Below are 19,914 nucleotides of genomic sequence, written 5' to 3' on the forward strand. Positions count from 1 at the left end.
CGGGCGCCGCCGGTCGCGCGACCTCAGCGCCCGCGGCCCAGCCGGCGGCGCAGCAGGGCGAGGGCCTCGGTGACCTCGCCGATGCGCAGCAGGGTGGCCGCGCCGAGGTAGGTCATGAGGCCCAGGGAGCCCACGACGGCGATGTCGGCCAGCGCGTGCAGCCGCCCGGTGCCGGTGAGCGCGCCGCCGACCAGCCGCTGGACGGCGACCATCACGACCAGCATGGCGGCCCCGGCGAGCGCCATGCGGGCCAGCGCCCCGACCGTGCGCCGGGTCTGGAGCCCGCCGAGCCGGCGGGAGAGCACCCGCCAGGCGAGCACGAGCGTGAGCCAGTACGACAGCGAGTAGCCCAGGGCCAGGGCCAGCAGCCCGAACGAGGCGTCGGACACGCTCGTGGCCCACCGGAACAGCGGGTAGGCGAACGCCAGGTAGAGCACGTTGAGCACCACGGTGACCCAGAACGCGGTGAGGGTCAGCTCGAGGGCGTACCAGCCCCGCAGCACGATGTAGTACAGCGTGAAGGGCAGCAGGCCGAGGGCGAGCACGGAGGCGACGCTGCCGGTGAGCTCGGCCTCCGCCGCGCTGGTGGCGCCGTAGCCGAGGAGCAGCAGGCCGGCCTGGGTGCCGAGCACCACCAGGCCCACGGCCGAGGGGACGATGAGCGCGGACACCGACCGCATGCCGCCGGCGATGTCGGCCGCGAGCCCGGTGTAGTCGTGGGCGTGCGCCGCCCGGCTCATGCGCGGCAGCAGCGCCGCGACCACCGACACGGTGATCACCGAGTGCGGCAGCACGAAGATCAGGTGGGCGTTGGTGTACGACGTGAGGCCGCCGGCGGTGGTGCCGTTCTGCTGGGCCACGATGTTGGCGGTGGTGGCCAGCCGCACGATCACGACGTAGGCGAGCTGGTTCACCAGCACCAGCGCGATGGTCCAGAAGGCCAGGCCGCCGGCGGTCGACAGGCCCGCGCCGCGCCAGTCGAAGCGCGGCCGCCACACGTAGCGCGCCCGCACCAGCACCGGCACCAGCACGAGCGCCTGCACCGCGACGCCGAGGGTGGTGCCGATGCCGAGCAGCGCCACCTGCCCGGGCGGGATCGTGGTGGCGCCCAGGCGCGCCGGCCCGGCCACGACGATGAACAGCAGGAACGTCGCGATGGCCACGACGTTGTTGGCCAGCGGCGCGAACATGGGGGCGCCGAAGCGGCCGCGCGCGTTGAGCACCTGCGAGAACATCGTGTAGACGCCGTAGAAGAAGATCTGCGGCAGGCAGAACCGGGCGAACGCCGTCGCGAGGTCGACGTCGCTGGCCGACGCCGACGAGCTGGCGTAGATGCCGACGATCCACGGGGCGATCACGACCGCCACCACCGACACCACGAGCAGCGCGGTGCCCACGAGGGTGATGAGCCGGTCGGCGTAGGCCTGGCCGTCGTCGCCGTCGTCCTTCATGTGCCGGACGAGCTCGGGGATGAAGACCGCGTTGAGCGCGCCGCCGATCACGAGGATGTAGACGACGTTGGGCAGCGTGTTGCCGAGGCTGAACGCGTCGGACACGATCCCGGCGCCGAGGGCCGAGGCGAGCGCGACGCCGCGCAGCACGCCGCCGAGCCGCGAGGCGACGGTGCCCACGCCCATGACGGCGCTCGAGCGCAGCACGCTCGAGCTCGAGCCCGCGGGGACGGACTCCGACGTCGCGTCCGCGCCGCCGTCGGAGGCGACGTCGCCCGCGAGCTCCTCGCCCAGGCTCTCGGCGAGCTCCCCGCGGGCGTCGCCGCCGGGGTCGCGCGGGGCGGCGCCGGCCGCGGGCACGCCGCCGTCGGCGTCAGGCATTCGTGCCCTCCTCCCCGGTGCCGGGCCCGTCGGCCGCTGCCGCGGACGGGCGACGCCGGCGCACGAAGTTGATGCCGAGCAGCACCACGAGCACCCCGAACAGCCCGCCCACGACCCACTGGGCCGCGCGCGCGTACGCCGCGGAGCGCACCTCGGTCCGGGTGATGCTGCCGAAGCGCTGCCCCTCGGGCGTCACGAGCATGATGTCGACCGAGACCGACCCCGTCCCGAGGACGCGCGCGGTGACCTCGAGGGTCTGCTTCTCCCCCGGCTCGATGGTGATCGGCGGGACGTCGGTGGCCACGAACCGGGTGGATGGCGTCCCGGTGAGCCGCACGCCCACGCGGGCGGGCCGGTCGAGGTCGTTGGCGACGGTGACCGGGATGACGCCGGAGTCCCCGGGCAGGGTCACCGGCGCGCGCGAGAGCACGTGCACCTGCTCCACCTGCGCGTCGATCTGCGAGCGCACCCCGCCGAGCAGCCGGGCGCCCACCACGCGGTCCGAGCGCCAGGCGCTGGACTCGGTGCGGGTGAGGGCCTCCTCGTAGCCGGCCGTGCTCGTCGCGGCGGTGTCGGGCGCGACGTCGCGCAGGCCGGCGAGGGTGGAGCGGGTGCCGGACACGGCGGCCAGGTAGCCGGGCGGCAGCTCGGCGTCCCTCGCCGCGGCGGGGTAGTCGGCCCGGGCCCGCGGGGTGTCGCTGGCCGGGGTGGCCGTGAGGGTGGCGAGGGACTCGGGTCGCTCCCAGGGCGAGGCGGCGAGCGCGGCGACGAGGTCGCGCGTGGCGTGGCCCACCGGCGACCACCGGGTGTCCGGCGCGATCACGAGGGTGCGCGGGGTGCCGGGCAGCTCGAGCGTGGTCATCGCGATCTCGGCGAGCGTGGCCTGGCGGCGCACCACGGGGTTGCGCGTGGTCGGGTCGCCGCGCCGCCCCGGGGCCGCGACCAGGTCGGACACCGTGGCGTCGGCGACCGCGGCGCGCAGCGGCGAGCCGCCGGTGGCGAGGTCGACCGAACCGGACGGCGTGTAGCCGACGGCCGGCGAGGGCGGCAGCGCCGTCGACGAGAGCACCACCACGCGGGAGCCGGCCGCCCGCAGCACGTCGAGCGTGCCGTCGTCGGCCAGGCCGCCGGCCGGCCACGCCAGCCCGCCGCCCACCGGCGTGCTGAGCAGGGCGGGGAGCACGTCGCGCGCCGTGGTTGCCGCGAGGGCGATGTCGACGTCGAGGCCGGCCCGGTGCAGGGCCACGACGTCGGGGTCGGCGTAGGCCGACGCCGTCACCTCGGCCGTGGCGGTCAGCGTCTGGAGCCGGCGCAGCCACTCCGCCGCGTCGTGCGCGCCGGTGCCCGGCTTCTCGGTGCCGTCGGGGGCGCGCACGACGTAGCCGTCGGCCATGTCCTGGAGCGACTGCACGAGGGCCGGGTCGATCACCCACGACACCGCGCTCGGGGCCGTCTCGGCGGCGTCGAGCAGGTGGCTGAGGCGCCCGGTGGGCGCCACCTCGGTGGCGAGGTGGTCGTCGAGGAAGACGCCGTCCTGCAGGCGCGAGGGGGCCGAGGTGAGCGGGAAGAGCCACACCACCGGCGTGGGGCTCACCTGCCCGGGGTCCGGGAACCAGGGCAGGAACGCGCGGGTGAGGCCGGTCTGCACCTCGCCCTGCGAGGACCCGGCGACGGTGCCCAGCGACTCCACCACGAGCACCACCACCTCGGGGGTGTGCTCGGGCAGGCCGAGGGAGTCCAGGGCCACGTGCAGGGTGAAGCGGCGGGCCTGCCCCGGGGCGAGGGTGTCGGCCACCGCCGTGCGGGTGGCCTCGACCGCGATGCCGGTGCGGCCGGCGTCGCCGGCGAGGATCTGCGGGATCTCGGCGCGGGCGCGCACCGGCGTGGGCGACAGGCGCAGGCGCACCGCGACGCCGCTGACCTCGCTGCTCGAGGTGTTGCGCACCACCCCCTGGATCACCAGGGTGTCGCCGGGCGCGGGCACCACCGGCTCCAGCGAGGTCAGCGAGACCGGCACCGGGTCGCTCGCGGCGGCCGCGCGGGCCACGACGGGCGCGCCCGCGGGGTGCACGGCGGCCGGGTGCGCCGCGGCGGCGCGCGGGGCGAGCGGGACGGCGACGGCGAGCGCCGCCGCGAGCACCGCCCCCACCGCTGCCCGCGCGCCGAGCCGCGCGGGGCGCCGGCTCATCCGGCGGTGCCGGTGGGGCCGGGCCCGGCGTCGCCGTCGTGCGCGGCGAGCAGGCCGTCGACCTGGGCGATCAGCCGGCGCTCGTCGGCGTAGGCGAGCACCCCGGTGACCTCGCCGAGCGGCACCCAGGCCACCTCGACGACCTCGACGTCCTCGTCGCTGAGCTCGCCGCCGCAGGCCTCGAGCAGGAAGTGGTGCACCGTCTTGTGCACGCGGCGCTGGTCGGCGACGAACCAGAAGTCGATCACGCCGAGGGGCGCGAGCACCCGGCCGCGGATGCCGGTCTCCTCCTCGACCTCCCGCACCGCGGCGTCCTCGGGGGTCTCGCCGGGCTCGATGTGGCCCTTGGGCAGCGACCACACGAGGCGCCCGCGCCGGTCGTGCCGGGCGATCAGGGCCGCTCGGGCCACCGGCCCGGAGCGGTCCACCACGAGGCCGCCGGCGCTGGTCTCGTCGACGCGCTGGAGCCGGCCCGAGCCGGCCGGCGGGCCCGACCTGCCCCCCGCGGGGGGCGCGGGACGGGGGACCTCGGGCATACGGCGAGGATAGCCGCGCCCCGGGACGCCTAGGCTGTCGCGACGTGCCCACCGACCCCGCCACGCCCGCCGGCCGCGGCGACCTCGACCCCGGCCGCGCGCTCGCCGCGCTCGCCGAGGCCGCGGGGCCCGCGCTGGAGCTCGGCCGCCGGTTCGCCGCGGCCGGGAACGAGGCGGCGCTGGTGGGCGGACCGGTGCGCGACGCCCTGCTCGGCCGTCCGATCACCGACCTCGACCTGACCACCGACGCGCGCCCCGAGCGCGTGCTGGAGGTGGTGCGCGGCTGGGCCGACGCCGTGTGGGAGGTCGGCATCAAGTTCGGCACCGTGGGCGTGCGCAAGGGCGACCACATGCTCGAGGTGACGACGTACCGGGCCGAGGTCTACGACCGCGGCTCGCGCAAGCCCGAGGTCACCTACGGCGACTCGCTCGCCGCCGACCTCGTGCGCCGCGACTTCACCGTCAACGCGATGGCCGTCACCCTGCCCGGGCTGGAGCTGGTCGACCTGCACCACGGCGTCGACGACCTGCGTGCGGGGGTGCTGCGCACGCCCGGGCCGCCCGAGGTCTCGTTCGGCGACGACCCCCTGCGCATGATGCGCGCGGCCCGGTTCGCCGCCACCCTCGGCCTCGCGGTGGCGCCCGAGGTCGTGGAGGCCATGTCCGCGATGTACGGCCGGCTGGCCATCGTGTCGGCCGAGCGCGTGCGCGACGAGCTGGTCAAGCTCGTGCTCGGCGCCGATCCGCGGGCGGGGCTGACCCTGCTGGTGGGCACCGGGCTGGCCTCGCTCGTGCTGCCCGAGCTGCCGGCGCTCGCGCTCGAGGTCGACGAGCACCACCGCCACAAGGACGTCTACGAGCACACCCTCACCGTGCTCGAGCGGGCGATCGACCTCGAGACCTCGCACGAGCCGGTGTCCGGTCCGGACTTCGTGCTGCGCTTCGCCGCGCTCATGCACGACGTCGGCAAGCCGCGCACCCGCCGCTTCGAGGACGACGGCCGCGTCTCGTTCCACCACCACGAGGCGGTGGGCGCGCGGATGACGCGCAAGCGCATGGAGACGCTGCGCTTCTCCCACGACGAGATCGACGCGGTCTCACGGCTGGTGGAGCTGCACCTGCGCTTCCACGGCTACGGCGACGGCGAGTGGACCGACAGCGCCGTGCGCCGCTACGTCCGCGACGCCGGCGACCTGCTGCCGCGGCTGCACAAGCTCACCCGGGCGGACTGCACCACGCGCAACCGGCGCAAGGCCGAGCGCCTCGCCCGCACCTACGACGAGCTCGAGGAGCGCATCGCCCGGCTCTCGGAGCAGGAGGAGCTCGCCGCGATCCGGCCCGCCCTCGACGGCAACCGCATCATGGCGGTGCTCGGCATCCCGCCCGGCCGCGACGTGGGCGCGGCGTACTCGATGCTGCTCGAGCTGCGGCTCGACCGCGGGCCGATGAGCGAGGAGGACGCCGAGGCCGCCCTGCTGGCGTGGTGGGCCGAGCGCGGCGGCGCCCAGCAGGCCGACGCGTAGCGGTCAGGTCTCGTCGAGCTCGGACCGCGACGAGCGCAGCATGTCCAGCAGCCGGGCCTGCTGCGCGGGTGCCGGCAGCGAGGGCGGCGCCCCGGGCGCCAGCACGTCGTCGTCCGGGCCGCGCAGCCACCGGGCCACTCGGTCCTCGCCGTCGGTGAGCGCGGGGGCGAGCGCGGCGCAGGCGACCACGAGGAACGCGAAGCCGACGAACCAGGTGACCATCGACATCGCGACGCCGATGAAGCCGAACTGCGCGACGTTGCCGGCCAGGACCCGCGGCATCCACACGCTCGCGGCCACGGCGTACAGGCTCGCCCCCACCCCGGTGAGCACCGCGGTGGGCAGCAGCGGCCGCCAGCGGACCTCGCCGCGCAGCATGACGTGGGCGGTCCACCACCACATCAGGGTGGACAGCACGAGCCCGAGCACGAGCGCGGTGGCGGTGCCCGGCGGTCCGGTGACGATCCGCGCGACGGAGCCGATCAGCGCGAGGAAGGCGAGGATCCCGCCGAGCCAGAGCAGGCCGCGCCGCTTGTCGCGCAGGCCGCCGCGGCTCGGGCGGCGCCAGGCGCGCAGGTAGACGCGCTGCACCGCCGTGGCGAACGACACCGCGTAGAGCAGCGTCAGCACCGCGCCGAGCACGCCGGTTGCCGAGCGGATCTGCTCGGGCGCGGCCAGCGCGCCCTGCACGAGGGCGAGGCTCTCGTCGGTGAAGCCGAAGCGGGTCTCGAGCGAGGAGGTGATCGCCGCGCGCACGCGGTCCGGGCTCAGGGCCGCGGCCACCACCATCAGCGGGAAGAGCGAGACGAACGACTTCGCGGCCAGCGCCACCGAGCGGTCGACGAACTCCATCTCGAGCAGGCGCTGCCACAGCCGGCCCACCACGGTGGAGTCGGCCCAGGCGGCCAGCCGGCGCGAGCCGTCCTCGAGCCGACTGCGCCAGCCCGGCACCTGCGGCCGCTCGCTCATCGTGCGGGGCGCGACGGGTCAGGCGTGCGTGACGTCGACCGCGACGTCGCCGTCGGCCGGGGAGTCGCCGGCCTCGCCCGCCGCCACGGCCGCGAGGTGGGCGGTGCCCGCGGCGGCGAGCACCTCGACGAGCACCAGCGCGAGCAGGGCCACCACCGTGGTCCAGAGCACGAGCGAGCCGGTGATCTGGTCCGAGGCGAGCAGGACCACGGTGGCGACCACCCCGATCGCCAGCCACCAGAACTTCCGCGTGCGGGCGATCGGCACGCCGGCGCGCCCGAGGGCCGTGGCGCCGACCTGCTCGCCCGCGCCGCCGATGCCGCGCGTGGCCAGCGCGCGGGTGGAGCGCGCCGCCGAGGTGCCCGAGAACAGCCAGCCCAGCACCACCAGCACGACCGCGAGCGCGAACGCCGCCCGCACCGCGGTGAGCAGGTAGGCGGTGAGGATCGTGTAGAACGCCTGCTGCGCCACGGCGAACGGCGTGCCGGCCAGCGTGAGGTCGAGCTGGTTCTGGCCGATCGCCATCCCCAGCCGCACCACCAGGGCCCCGAGGAGCAGCGCCACTCCCACCGCGAGCACCATCCGGGCGCGGCGCCGCGACACGAGCACCGCCACGACGAACATCACCGCGACCACGTAGACCAGCCACGCGGAGATCGGCTGGGCGACGGCGTAGATCGAGCGCGCGGTCCGCAGCTGCGGCGACGTGAGCAGCACGATCTGCCGGTCGGCGGCGGAGGGCACCGGCACGTTGGCGGCGAAGGTGAGACCACGGTCGACCAGGCGCTGCTTGACCGCCTCGATGAGGTCGCCGGTGTCGAGCACCACCTGGTCGCCCTGGATGGTCACCGGGCCGCTGGGATCGGACGACAGCGCCGCCACGAGGGCCTGCTGCGTGGCTCTGTTGAGGGCCACCCACAGGCTGCTGAACTGGTCGCTGGCCAGGATGTTCTGCACCTGGGTGGCGATGAAGTTGTTGACGCCGATGGCGATGGGCCCGGCCAGCGGCTGGAGCCGCGGGGTGTCGCTGAGCAGGTCGGACACCCGGGTCTGCGCGTCGAGCTGCTTCACCAGCGCGTTGGTGATGACGTCGCCGACCGCGAGGCGGATGGTCGGGTCCTCCGACAGCGGCGCCACCGTGGCGACGTAGCGCTCGGTGTCGACGAGCGTGCGCTGGGCCCAGAAGGCGCTCAGCGCGAGGGGGAACAGCAGAGCGGCGATCACGAGCAGCACCCACGCCGTCACACCGCGCCCGTCGACGCGTCGTCGGCCGCCCGACTGTGCCGCCTCGAGCTCGGCGATGCGCGCCTGCAGCGCTGCCACGTCCTCGGTCGCCATGACGCCTCCTCGGGGATCCGGGGCCGAGACTAGGGGCTGCGCGGGGGCGAGGAGATGCCGACGGCGAGGGTCGGGGACTAGGTCCCCTCACCCCCGGGACCGCCGGCCACGGGGCCGACCGCGGCCGGGTCGACGGCGTACGACGTGGCCGGGTCGCGCCGGTCGGAGGTGAGCGCCCACCAGGCGCCGAGCACGGCCAGCGCGGCCATCGCGGCGGCCAGCGCGGGTGCGCGGCCGTCGGGCGGGGCGGCGAACGCCGCGGCGGTGAGCCCGAGCACGATCGCCACGTTGACGCCGACGTCGTAGAGCGCGAACACGCGGCCGCGGCGGTCGTCGTCGACGTCCTCCTGCACGATCGTGTCCGAGCAGACCTTGACCGCCTGGCCGGCGAAGCCCACGAACAGCCCCTCCACGACCAGCCCGGGCAGGCTCGCCGTGGCGACGCCGGCGGCGCCCACCACGACCCCCACCACCAGGGCGAGGGCCGACCAGCGCACGGCGCCGACCAGCCGCGAGGCGCGCGGCGTGGCCACCGCGCCGAGGAACGCGCCGAGGCCCGCCGCGGCGGTGGCGACGGTGAGCGCGCCGATCGCGGCCTCCGCGTCGTCCGGGTGCAGGGTGCCGCGCACCTGCAGGACGGTGAGGGCGACGGCGATGCCGAACACCACGCGGTGCACCATCACCAGGCCGATCGCGCGCGCGGCCGGACGGCGCTCCCGCAGGTGGCGCAGGCCCTCCACCATGCCCGCGGCGACGTTGCGCACCGTGTCGGCCTCGGCGTCCTCGTCCGGGCCGAGCGAGGCGGGGGCGAGCCGGGCGGCCACAGCGGCGGCCAGCACATAGGTGGCCAGGGCGCACACGAGGACGACCACCGAGCCGCGGTCGCCCCCGCCGGCGAGCTCGCGCACGCCCACGCCGGCCAGGCCGCCGACCACGGAGGCGACGGTGCCCGCGGTGGGTGCCAGTGCGTTGCCCGTGACGAGGTAGCGGTCGGCCACGACGTGCGGCAGCCCGGCCGACAGCGACGCGAGGATGAACCGGTTGACGCCGAGCACCACGAGCACCGCCACCGCGAGCGTGGCGTCGCTGCTCCCGCCGGCGACCACGAGGCAGAGCCCCACGACGAGCACGGCCCGCAGCAGGTTCGCGCGCACCAGGATCGTGCGTCGCCACCAGCGGTCGATGAGCACGCCGACGAACGGCCCGATCAGCGAGTAGGGCAGCAGCAGCACGGCGAAGGCGACGGCCACCGCGGCCGCCGTGGGCTGCCGCTCGGGGGAGAACAGCACGAACGTCGCGAGCGAGGCCTGGAGCAGCCCGTCTCCGAGCTGACCGGTCAGCCGGGTGCCCAGCAGCAGGCGGAAGCCGCGGACGCCGAGGACCGCGCGCAGTCCCACGCCTCCGTCAGCCACGCCGCGACGCTACCCGCCGCGGTGCGGGGCCCGACCGCCGCCCGGACGCACGGAGGCCGGGCCCGTGCGGGCCCGGCCTCCGGTGGAGCTGCGACGTGCGCGGCGTCGTCAGCGCTCGATCTCGCCGGCGATGAACGCCTCGACGGCGCGCTTGGCGTCGTCGTCGGTGTACTGCACCGGCGGGCTCTTCATGAAGTACGACGCGGCCGAGAGGATCGGGCCGCCGATGCCGCGGTCCTTGGCGATCTTCGCGGCGCGCAGCGCGTCGATGATGATGCCGGCGGAGTTGGGCGAGTCCCACACCTCGAGCTTGTACTCGAGCGAGAGCGGCACGTCGCCGAAGTTGCGGCCCTCGAGGCGGACGAACGCCCACTTGCGGTCGTCGAGCCAGGCGACGTAGTCCGACGGGCCGATGTGGACGTTGCGCGGGGCGATCTCGTCGCGCAGCTGCGAGGTGACCGACTGGGTCTTGGAGATCTTCTTGGACTCCAGGCGCTCGCGCTCGAGCATGTTCATGAAGTCCATGTTGCCGCCGACGTTGAGCTGGTAGGTGCGGTCGACGGTGACGCCGCGGTCCTCGAACAGCTTCGCCAGCACGCGGTGCGTGATCGTCGCGCCCACCTGGGACTTGATGTCGTCGCCCACGATCGGGACGCCGGCGTCGGTGAACTTCTGCGCCCACTCGGGGGTGCCGGCGATGAAGACCGGCAGCGCGTTGACGAACGCGACCTTGGCGTCGATGGCGCACTGCGCGTAGAACTTCGCGGCGTCCTCGGAGCCGACGGGCAGGTAGCACACGAGCACGTCGGCCTGCGCCTCGCGCAGGGCGGCGACGACGTCGACCGGCTCGAGCTCGGACTCGGTGACCATCTCGCGGTAGTACTTGCCGAGCCCGTCGAGGGTGTGGCCGCGCTGCACGGTGACGCCGGTGGGCGGCACGTCGCAGATCTTGATCGTGTTGTTCTGGCTCGCGCCGATGGCGTCGGCGAGGTCGAGGCCGACCTTCTTGCCGTCGACGTCGAACGCGGCGACGAACTCGACGTCGCGCACGTGGTAGTCGCCGAACTGCACGTGCATGAGCCCGGGGACCTTCGACGCCGGGTCGGCGTCCTTGTAGTACTCGACGCCCTGGACGAGCGACGCGGCGCAGTTGCCGACGCCGACGATGGCTACGCGTACCGAACCCATGGGATTCCTCTCTCAGACACCGTGGGCGGTCGGCAGGCTGCCGGCCCCGGACGTGGTGGTGGTGACGGGGCGACCAGGCTGGGTGCCCGGCGCCGTGGTGCGGGTGGTGCTGGTGGCGCGGTCGCCGGACGTCGGTCCGGCCTGCTCGGGGGCCCGCTCGGGGACGCGGCGCTCGCTGGCGATGAGCTCGTCGAGCCAGCGGACCTCGCGCTCCACGCTCTCGAGGCCGTGCTGCTGGAGCTCGAGGGTGTAGCCGTCGAGGCGCTCGCGGGTGCGGGCCAGCGAGGAGCGCAGCGCGTCGAGGCGCTCCTCGAGCCGGGAACGCCGGCCCTCGAGGATGCGCATGCGCACCGAGGCCTCGGTGCGGCCGAAGAAGGCGAGGCGGACGCCGAAGCGGTCGTCCTCCCAGGTGTCGGGACCGGCGTCGCCGATGAGCTCCTGGAAGTGCTCCTTGCCCTCGGCGGTGAGGCGGTAGACGATCCGCGCGCGCTTGCCGGTCTTGCCCGGGCGCTGCGTGGCGTCGGCGTCCTCGACCAGCCAGCCGCGGGCGACGAGGTCCTTGAGGCAGGGGTAGAGCGAGCCGTAGGAGATGGCGTGGAACGTGCCGAGCACGCCGGAGAGCCGCTTGCGCAGCTCGTAGCCGTGCATGGGCGACTCCTGCAGCAGGCCGAGCACGGCGAGCTCGAGCAGCTCGCTGCGCCTGCTGGCCGCCACCGCGTGCTCCCCTCGTCCGTCGTCGCCCCGCCGCGCCTCGCGCGCCGATGTATCGGGCTGATATAGCGGGGACTCTAACCCGGGGGTGAACGACAGGCAAACCCGGCGGCCCGCGTCCGCCGAGCCGCTGTCGGCGCCGGTCGGGGGCGCCGGCGCGACCGTAGGCTCGTGGCGTGCCCGCCCCGCGCCAGAGCAGCCACCGGGCGACCCGCGTCCGCGGGCCGCGCCCGAGCGAGCCTGCGCGCGCCCCGCTGCCCGAGCCCGAGGACGTCGCCGACCCGGCCCGGCCGCGCTCGGTGGTCGACCACGGCCTGGCCTGCCGCGGGGTGGTCGAGCGCATCCGCGCCGGTGACGCCTTCGCCCGCGAGGAGCACTGCGACGCCGACCCCTACCTGCTGCGGGCCGCCCGTCACCACGGCGAGGCCACGGAGCGGCCGTGCCCGCTGTGCGGGCCGGCGCACGAGCTCGTGCACGTCACGTACGTGTTCGGCGACGAGCTCGGCCCCTACTCGGGCCGGGTGCGCTCCTCGCCGGAGCTGCCCGTCATGGCCTACGAGCACGGACACTTCCGGGTGTACGTGGTGGAGGTGTGCACGGCCTGCGGCTGGAACCACCTCACGCTCACCTACGTGCTCGGCGACGGCGTGCCGCGCCGCCCGCCCCGGGCCCCCTCCGACCTGCTCGACTGACGCCCGGGCGGGCCCGCCGCGGTACCTGCGCCGGGGAGAGCGTCGTCACAGCGGGGTTCGACCCGGGACCCGCAGGGCATGAGACGCGGGCCACACGACGCCGATTCACAGGTGCGCAGCGAAACCTGGGACCGTCGTCGTACGTCGCACTCGATGCGGACCGGGCTGCCCGAGCACCCGGCCGGCGCCGTGATCACGGCGTGGACCAGGAGGAAGCCCGTGCGGATCGACTACCCGCGCCGGGGCCGCACCGGCGTGCGGCAATGGCTGCCGTCGTGGCGTCAGCTGCTGGCGCTCACGACCCTGGGCGTCGTCGTCGTGATCGGCGGCTTCCTGCTCGCGGTCGCCCGTACGACGGTCCCCTCGCCCAACGACATCGCGACGGCGCAGACCACGATCGTCTACTGGAACGACGGCACCACCGAGCTCGGCCGCCTCGGCGACGCCAACCGCATCAGCATCCCGCTCGAGCAGGTGCCGCTGAACACCCAGCACGCGGTGCTCGCCGCGGAGGACCGCGAGTTCTACGACGAGGGCGGCTTCTCGCCCAAGGGCGTCGTGCGCGCGATCTGGAACAACCTGTCCGGCGGCGACCTCCAGGGCGGGTCGACGATCACCCAGCAGTACGCGAAGAACGCCTTCCTCACCCAGGAGCGCACGCTCTCGCGCAAGGCGCAGGAGCTCATCCTCGCGGTCAAGCTCGACACCTCGGTGTCGAAGGACGAGATCCTCGGCGACTACCTCAACACCATCTACTTCGGCCGCGGCGCCTACGGGATCGAGACCGCGGCGCAGCAGTACTTCGGGGTCTCGGCGTCGAAGCTCAACCTCGGCCAGTCCGCGGCGCTGGCCGCGATCATCCGCTCGCCCGGCGGCTACGCGCCCGAGACCCACATGGACAAGCTCAAGGGCCGCTGGCAGTACGTGATCGACGGGATGCTCGAGAAGGGCTGGATCACGCAGGGCCAGCACGATGCGGTGAAGTTCCCCAAGTTCATCAAGCAGCGGACCACCGAGCGCTTCGCCGGCACCACCGGATACCTGCTCCAGGCGGTGCGCCAGGCGCTGCTCGCGCAGGGCATCACCGAGGACGAGATCAACAGCGGCGGCCTGCGGGTGGTGACCACCTTCGACCAGAAGGCGCAGCAGGCGGCCGTCGACGCCGTGAAGACCGCCGGGCCCACCACCGGCACGTCGGGCCTCCGGATCGGCCTGGCGGCCGTGCGGCCGGGCACCGGCGAGGTGGTCGCGATGTACGGCGGCCCCGACTACCTGCACAACTCCATCAACAACGCCACGCAGGCCCTCGGCCAGGCCGGGTCGACGTTCAAGCCGTTCGCGCTCGCCGCCGCCGTCGAGCAGGGCGTGAGCCTCGAGTCCAAGTGGAACGGCAACAACGGCGTCATGGTCGACGGCTACCGCGTCGTCAACTACGGCGACGAGTCGCTCGGCCGGATCTCCCTGCTGCGCGGCACCGAGCTGTCGGTCAACTCCGTCTACGTCGCCCTCTCGAGCCAGATCGGCTACGACAAGGTGGTCGACGCCGCGGTGCGCGCGGGGATCCCGGCGGACACCCCTGCCCTCACACCCGTGCGCACGGTGGCGCTCGGCGTGGCCTCGCCGCACGTCATCGACCTCGCCGACGCCTACGCGACGTTCGCGGCGCGGGGCGTGCAGGTGAGCCCCTCGGTGCTCAAGGAGGTGCGGGGCGGCAACGGCGGCATCCTGTTCCAGCTGAACCCGACGCCGAAGCAGGCGTTCTCCGCGGACACGGCCGACACCGTCAACTACGCGCTGCAGAAGGTGGTCACCAACGGCACCGGGCGCACCGCGCTCGCGCTCGGCCGCCCGGCGGCCGGCAAGACCGGCACCACCAACGACAACAAGTCGGCGCTCTTCGCCGGCTACACGCCGGACCTCGCCGCCGCGGTCATGTTCGTGCGCGACGGCAAGGACGGCCTGCCGGTCTCGCTCTCCGGCGTCGGCGGCCTCTCCACGGTGACCGGCGGCTCCTTCCCCGCCGCGATCTGGACCGCGTTCATGAAGGGCGCGCTCGACGGGACGCCGGTGTCGCAGTTCGCGCCGCCCACCAACCTGCCCACCGCCACGCCGACGCCGACCGCGACCGCCTCGCCCACGGTCACCGCGACCCCGACGCCGACCGCGACGCCCACGGACTCCGCGACGCCGACGGACACCGCGACGCCCACGGACACGGCCAGCCCCACGGGCTCGGCGAGCCCGACCGGCTCGGCCACCCCCACGGGCTCCCCGAGCCCCACCGGCTCGGCCTCCGGGGGTGGCGGCGCGGGCGCCACAGGCGCCGCCGCCTCCCCCTAGCGCCCCCGACGCGATGTCACTGGTGGAACGGTCGCTTCCCGGCCCGGGAGACGACCGTTCCACCAGTGACGTGCGGCCCGGACGGGAACGGTGCGCGGGGGCCGGTGCGTCGTAGGGCACGATGAGCCCCGTGCCCGAGCCCGACGTCGTGCTGCCCTCCGACAGCGACCCGGTGGTCTACGCCGCCACCGAGCGGTTCGGCGGCGCCGCGGGGTTCCACCGCGGCCGCCTCGACGGCTTCTGGACCCCGCTGCGCGTGCTCGTGCTGCTCGCGACGATCGCGTTCCTGCTCGGCTACGTCCTCAAGATGCCGTGCCACGCGGAGGGCTGGGGCGGCGACGCCCGCTACACGCACCTCTGCTACTCCGACATCCCCTACCTCTACGAGCTGCGGGGCTTCGCCGACGGCTGGCTGCCCTACCTGCAGACCGGCGACGGGCAGGGGCCGGCGCTGGAGTACCCGGTGCTCACCGGCGCCTTCATGCAGGTCGCCTCGATGCTCACCGGGCACTCGGGCACGGCGTCGGTCCGCTCGCTGGAGTTCTTCGACTGGAACGCGCTGCTGCTCTTCGGGTGCTTCCTCGTCACCGTCGTCGCCACCGCGCTGACCGTGCGGCGCCGTCCCTGGGACGCCGCCCTGGTGGCCCTCGCGCCCGGCATGATCCTGTGCGCCCTCATCAACTGGGACCTGCTCGCCGTGGCGCTCACGGCGCTGTCGATGCTCGCCTGGTCGCGCTCGAGACCCGGGTGGTCCGGCGTGCTGCTCGGGCTCGCGATCGCGGCGAAGTTCTACCCCGTGCTGCTGCTCGGCCCGCTGCTGGTGCTCGCCCTGCGCTCCGGCCGGTGGCGCGCCCTCGGCACGGCGGCAGGCGGCGCGGCCGGGGCCTGGCTGCTCGTCAACGTGCCGATCTACCTGGCCAACCCGGCGGGCTGGTCGGAGTTCTACACGTTCTCCTCCGACCGCGGCGCCGACTGGGGCTCGCTCTGGTACGCGCTTCAGGTGGTGGGCCTCCCGGTGCCGGAGGGCTCGCTCAACCTCGTCGCCGCGACGCTGCTCGGCGTGCTGTGCCTGGGCATCGCGGCGCTCGCCCTCACCGCGCGGGACCGGCCGCGCTACGCGCAGCTGGCCTTCCTCGTGGTGGCGGCGTTCTGCATCACCAACAAGGTGTACTCGCCGCAGTACGTCCTGTGGCTGATCCCGCTGGCCGCGATGGCCCGCCCGCGGTGGCGCGACTTCCTCGTCTGGCAGACCGGCGAGGTGCTCTACTTCGCCGCTATCTGGTGGTTCCTCCAGCAGTACGGCACCGACGCCAAGGGGCTGCCGCAGCCGGCGTACGTCCTCGCGATCGTGGTGCACGTCGTCGCGACGCTGTACTTCGCCGCCATGGTGGTGCGCGACATCCTGCGGCCCGAGCACGACCCGGTGCGCAGCGACGGCCACCTCGACCACACCGACGACCCCGGGGGCGGCCCGTTCGACGGGGCTCCCGACGTCGTCGTGCTGCGCCGCCGCAGCGAGCGCGGGCCGGGGGCCCACGGCGGCGGCCCCGGCGGACCGGGCGGCCCCGGCGGCCCGAAGGGTCCCGACGGTCCCGACGGCGCTGGCGACGGACCGGCCGGCGTCGCCCTCCCGGTGCCCGGCCGGCCCGCGGAGGGCCCGGCCGACGACGACGTCGACGGCGTGCCCGTGGGCGCGCTCGACGAGCTGTTCTCCCGGCCCCCGGGCCGGCACTCCGGCTGACCGGGGGCCCGGCCCAGGCCGCGCCGGACCCCGCGACCGACGGACGCGACCGGGGCTCGGTCCGCGCCGGGTCAGTCCAGGCCGAGCACGCGGTCGGCGTGCAGCGTGGTCATCCGGACGTCGACGTCGACCTGCTCGCCCACCTCCGGCAGCGCCGTGCCGGCGGGCAGCCGCAGCAGCGAGACGTGCATGTGCGGCGGCTCGGCGAACCAGCGCTGGGCCCCGCCCACGTGGAACGGCGAGAGCGCCCGCCCGGCGGCGTCGAGCAGCCCGGTGCCCGCCACGACGGCGCGCTGCCGCCAGGACGCCGCCGGCGAGGGCGCCTCGAGCGCGATGCCGTGGGCCGTGCCGCCGCCCACGACCACCACCGCTCCGGCCCGCCCGGCCCGCCGCTGCCGGTAGCCGCTGGCCTGGCCGCGCACCACCTCGTGCACGGCGAGCACGGTGCCGCGCACCGCCAGCGCGCCGCGGTCGCCGAGCCAGAGCCGGGTGCCGATGCGGGCGTAGAGGGCCACGTCCGGCACCGCCGCGCGCAGCGCCGCGAGCTCGGCGTCGTCGAGGTGGCTCACCCACAGGGCGGCGGCGCTCGTGAGTGCGGTCACGGCCTCCGCGTCCGGGTCGCCCGCGCGCAGCCGGTCGGACAGGTCGGCGGCGGCGCGCACCCAGCCGAGCGCCCACGCGTGCGCCTCGGTGACGCGCGCCGTGGCGCCGGGCGGCGGCGCCGGGGCCACCCCCGCGTCGTGCCAGCGCGCCCCCGGCACGGAGCGGTGGTCGAGGTGCGGGGCGGCGAGGGGCAGGTGCAGCGCGAGCCCCTCCAGACGCACGCGCCCGGCGGCCAGCGCGTCGCGGGTGGACGGCGCCTCCAGGAGGTCGGCCAGCTCGGCGTCGGTGAGCCCGAACCGGCCCATCGAGGTGAGCGCCTCGAGCACCACCCGCACCGGGCCGGGCCCGGCGGCGACGGCGTCCCACGCCTCGCGCGAGGACACCGTGCGCAGCACGCGGTCGGCGTAGGGCGCGTGCGCCACCTCGACCCAGGCCGCGCCCGCCACGGTGTCGCGCGGGTCGAACGGGGTGAGCACGAGGATGTCGCCGTCGTGGGCGCCGGCCACCTCGGCCACCTCGAACACCGTGCCGACGGCGATCCGCGTGAGCCCGAGCCGGCCCGCCTCCCGCGCGAGGCGCGCGTTGCCCAGCCCGTAGCCGTTGCCCTTCGCCACGGGCACGAGGTCGCCGAGGTGCACGTGGGGGCGCCCGGCGGCGGGGTCGGCGTGCACCGTGGAGCCGACCGCCCGGCGCACGTCGTCGCGGGTGCGCTCGGTGTGCGCGCGCCAGCGCGGCGCGTCGACGTACAGGCTCAGGGTCATGCGCCCAACCTAGGGGGACGCCGGACCCGCACGCCCCGCCTCGGGCGGGTCAGCGGCGGCTGAGGTAGGCGTCCACCGCGCGCGCCATGATCGGGCGCAGCCGCAGGTCCCACTCGCCGAGGTACTCCAGCGCGTGGCCCCCGGTGCCCAGCTTGAACTGGATGAGGCCGAAGAGGTCGTCGTCGGGGTCGAGGGTGTCGCTGATCCCGCGCAGGTCGTACACGCGGCAGCCGGCGGCGAGCGAGTCGCGGATCATCGCCCACTGCACCGCGTTGGACGGGCGCACCTCGCGCCCCGCGCTCGAGGACGCGCCGTAGGAGTACCAGGCGTGCGCGCCGACGCGGACCAGCGTCGTGGCCGCCAGCACCCGGCCCTCGTGACGGGCCAGGTAGAGCGTGATGCGCTCCGGGTCCTCCTCGCGCATGGCGTGCCACATGCGCTGGAAGTAGGGCAGGCCGCGCGGGGTGAACCCGTCGCGCGCGGCCGTCTCGACGTACACCTCGTGGAAGGCGGGCAGGTCGTCGTAGCCGCCGTGGACCACCTCGACGCCGGCCTTCTCGGCCTTCTTGATGTTGCGCCGCCACAGCTGGTTGAACCCGGCCAGGACGTCGTCCTCGGTACGGCCGGCCAGCGGGACCTGGAACACGTAGCGCGGCTGGACGTCGCCGAAGCCGGCCCCGATGTCGGCCTTCTGCGTCCACCCCAGCGCGCGCAGCCGCTCGGCCACGGCCTCCGCCTGCGGGTGGGTCTCGTCGGCGGGCACGTCGCGCAGCCGGCGCGCCGACCCCTCGGCGATCGCGTCCTTGAGGGTGCCGGCGTCCCAGCGGCGCACTGCGACCGGCGGCCCCATCTTCACCGCGAACGCGCCGACCCCCCGCAGGTGCGCCGTCATGGGGGCGAGCCAGTCGGCGAGGTCGCGCTCGCCGGTCCAGTCGATGTCGGGTCCCTCGGGCAGGTAGGCCAGGTAGCGGCGCACGCGCGGCACCTGGCGCAGCAGCACGAGCCCCGCGCCCACGAGGGTGTCGCCGTCGAACCAGCCGAGCGACAGGTGCTGCCACTCGGCCTTCACCCCGGCCCAGCTGGGCAGCTGGAGGAACGAGATGCGGCCGCTGTCCTGGTGGCGGCGCACGTGCGCGAGGTGCTCGTCGGCACTGATCCGGCGGACGACGAGGGGCGAGGACGGCACGGCGGCGAGCCTACGGGCCCGCCGGGCCGGTCGCGGCCGGCCGCCGCGGGCGGCGTGACGAGCGCCTCGCCGGCGGTGGGCCCAGCGGCCTCAGCGCGCGACGTCGACCACGACGGGGGCGTGGTCGGACGGCGGCGTGCTGCCCTTCGGGCCGGGCTTGCGGGCCTCGCGGTCGACGTAGGAGTCGGTCACGGCGTCGTGCAGGGCGGGCGAGGCGAAGACCAGGTCGATGCGCATGCCGGTGTTCTTCGGGAACGACAGCTGCCGGTAGTCCCAGTAGGTGTAGGGCGTGTCGTACTTCAGCGCCCGCGGCACCACCTCCACGAGGCCGGCGTCGACGAGGGCCGACACCGCCGCGCGCTCGGCCGGCGTCACGTGGGTGGCGCCCTCGAACCTCGAGATGTCCCAGACGTCGGAGTCGGTGGGTGCGACGTTGAAGTCGCCCAGGATGACCAGCGGCTCGGGACGCGCCAGGTCGGCCACCGCGGCGGCCCGCAGCGCCGCGAGCCAGTCGAGCTTGTAGGAGTAGTGCGGGTCGTCCACGGCGCGGCCGTTCGGGACGTACACCGACCACACGCGCACGCCCCCGCACGTGGCGCCGACCGCCCGCGGCTCGGTGGCGCCGTCGAACGCGGGCTGGCCGGGCAGGTCGCGCACGACGTCGTCGAGGCCCACGCGCGAGAGGATCGCGACGCCGTTCCACCGGCCGGTGCCGTGCGCTGCCACCTCGTAGCCGGCCTCGCGGACGGCGTCGACGGGGAACTCCGCGGCCGCGACCTTGAGCTCCTGCAGGCACAGCACGTCCGGCTCGGCCGAGGCCAGCCAGGCCAGCAGGCGGTCGGTGCGGACGGCGACGGAGTTGATGTTCCAGGTGGCGATGCGCACGCCCCGATC

The 19,914-nt window shown here is 75.2% G+C and carries 14 protein-coding genes and 1 pseudogene; 5 read left to right on the forward strand and 10 right to left on the reverse strand.

Annotated features, from left to right (window positions below; genetic code table 11):
• Positions 1-23: 23 nt before the first annotated feature.
• Genes murJ through GC157_10850 form a run of 3 tightly spaced genes read right to left on the reverse strand, consistent with a single transcriptional unit; the run spans position 24 to position 4,556 of the window.
• Positions 24-1,832, reverse strand: coding sequence for a murein biosynthesis integral membrane protein MurJ (murJ, locus tag GC157_10840; GenBank protein ID MBI1377958.1), 1,809 nt, complete (start codon positions 1,830-1,832; stop codon positions 24-26).
• The gene (locus GC157_10845; protein MBI1377959.1) at positions 1,825-4,020 is read right to left on the reverse strand and encodes a hypothetical protein; all 2,196 of its coding nucleotides are present in this window, start codon (positions 4,018-4,020) and stop codon (positions 1,825-1,827) included. The genes murJ and GC157_10845 overlap by 8 nt, the downstream gene beginning before the upstream one ends.
• Entirely contained in the window at positions 4,017-4,556 is a 540-nt protein-coding gene (locus GC157_10850; protein MBI1377960.1) for an NUDIX domain-containing protein, read from the reverse strand. The genes GC157_10845 and GC157_10850 overlap by 4 nt, the downstream gene beginning before the upstream one ends.
• 44 nt (positions 4,557-4,600) lie before the next feature.
• Between GC157_10850 and GC157_10855 the strand changes: the two genes are divergently transcribed.
• The gene (locus tag GC157_10855; GenBank protein ID MBI1377961.1) at positions 4,601-6,079 is read left to right on the forward strand and encodes a CCA tRNA nucleotidyltransferase; all 1,479 of its coding nucleotides are present in this window, start codon (positions 4,601-4,603) and stop codon (positions 6,077-6,079) included.
• Between the two features lie 3 nt (positions 6,080-6,082).
• Here the strand turns inward: GC157_10855 and GC157_10860 are convergent, their stop codons facing one another.
• Complete coding sequence (locus GC157_10860; GenBank protein MBI1377962.1) at positions 6,083-7,048, reverse strand: hypothetical protein; 966 nt, start codon at positions 7,046-7,048, stop codon at positions 6,083-6,085.
• An 18-nt stretch (positions 7,049-7,066) separates the two neighbouring features.
• Positions 7,067-8,386 (reverse strand): hypothetical protein, encoded by a 1,320-nt coding sequence (locus GC157_10865; protein MBI1377963.1) that lies wholly within the window; start codon positions 8,384-8,386, stop codon positions 7,067-7,069.
• 376 nt (positions 8,387-8,762) lie between these two features.
• Between GC157_10865 and GC157_10870 the strand changes: the two are divergent.
• Positions 8,763-8,963 (forward strand): annotated as a pseudogene (locus GC157_10870) (hypothetical protein).
• A 943-nt stretch (positions 8,964-9,906) separates the two neighbouring features.
• Here the strand turns inward: GC157_10870 and GC157_10875 are convergent.
• Together GC157_10875 and GC157_10880 are read right to left on the reverse strand one after the other, a co-directional pair.
• Positions 9,907-10,986: an inositol-3-phosphate synthase gene (locus GC157_10875; GenBank protein MBI1377964.1), complete on the reverse strand. Its 1,080-nt coding sequence runs from the start codon at positions 10,984-10,986 to the stop codon at positions 9,907-9,909.
• 12 nt (positions 10,987-10,998) lie between these two features.
• On the reverse strand, positions 10,999-11,676 hold the full coding sequence (locus GC157_10880; protein MBI1377965.1) for a PadR family transcriptional regulator: 678 nt from the start codon (positions 11,674-11,676) through the stop codon (positions 10,999-11,001).
• 275 nt (positions 11,677-11,951) lie between these two features.
• On the opposite strand from GC157_10880, the gene GC157_10885 reads away from it, so the two are divergent.
• From GC157_10885 to GC157_10895, 3 genes are all read left to right on the forward strand, one after another.
• Entirely contained in the window at positions 11,952-12,389 is a 438-nt protein-coding gene (locus GC157_10885; protein ID MBI1377966.1) for a hypothetical protein, read from the forward strand.
• 78 nt (positions 12,390-12,467) lie between these two features.
• Entirely contained in the window at positions 12,468-14,729 is a 2,262-nt protein-coding gene (locus GC157_10890) for a penicillin-binding protein (GenBank protein ID MBI1377967.1), read from the forward strand.
• 121 nt (positions 14,730-14,850) lie between these two features.
• Positions 14,851-16,470: a DUF2029 domain-containing protein gene (locus GC157_10895; GenBank protein ID MBI1377968.1), complete on the forward strand. Its 1,620-nt coding sequence runs from the start codon at positions 14,851-14,853 to the stop codon at positions 16,468-16,470.
• Between the two features lie 71 nt (positions 16,471-16,541).
• Here GC157_10895 and GC157_10900 read toward each other — a convergent pair whose 3' ends face one another.
• The 3 genes from GC157_10900 to xth all read right to left on the reverse strand — a co-directional run bounded on the left by GC157_10900 (position 16,542) and on the right by xth (position 19,905).
• Complete coding sequence (locus GC157_10900) at positions 16,542-17,834, reverse strand: alanine racemase (protein ID MBI1377969.1); 1,293 nt, start codon at positions 17,832-17,834, stop codon at positions 16,542-16,544.
• Positions 17,835-17,883: 49 nt separating this feature from the next.
• The gene (locus GC157_10905) at positions 17,884-19,020 is read right to left on the reverse strand and encodes a peptidoglycan bridge formation glycyltransferase FemA/FemB family protein (GenBank protein MBI1377970.1); all 1,137 of its coding nucleotides are present in this window, start codon (positions 19,018-19,020) and stop codon (positions 17,884-17,886) included.
• Between the two features lie 90 nt (positions 19,021-19,110).
• Complete coding sequence (gene xth, locus GC157_10910; protein ID MBI1377971.1) at positions 19,111-19,905, reverse strand: exodeoxyribonuclease III; 795 nt, start codon at positions 19,903-19,905, stop codon at positions 19,111-19,113.
• Positions 19,906-19,914: the final 9 nt, after the last annotated feature.

The organism is Frankiales bacterium (assembly GCA_016125335.1).
In the GTDB taxonomy this organism is placed as follows: Bacteria; Actinomycetota; Actinomycetes; order S36-B12; family CAIYMF01; genus Longivirga.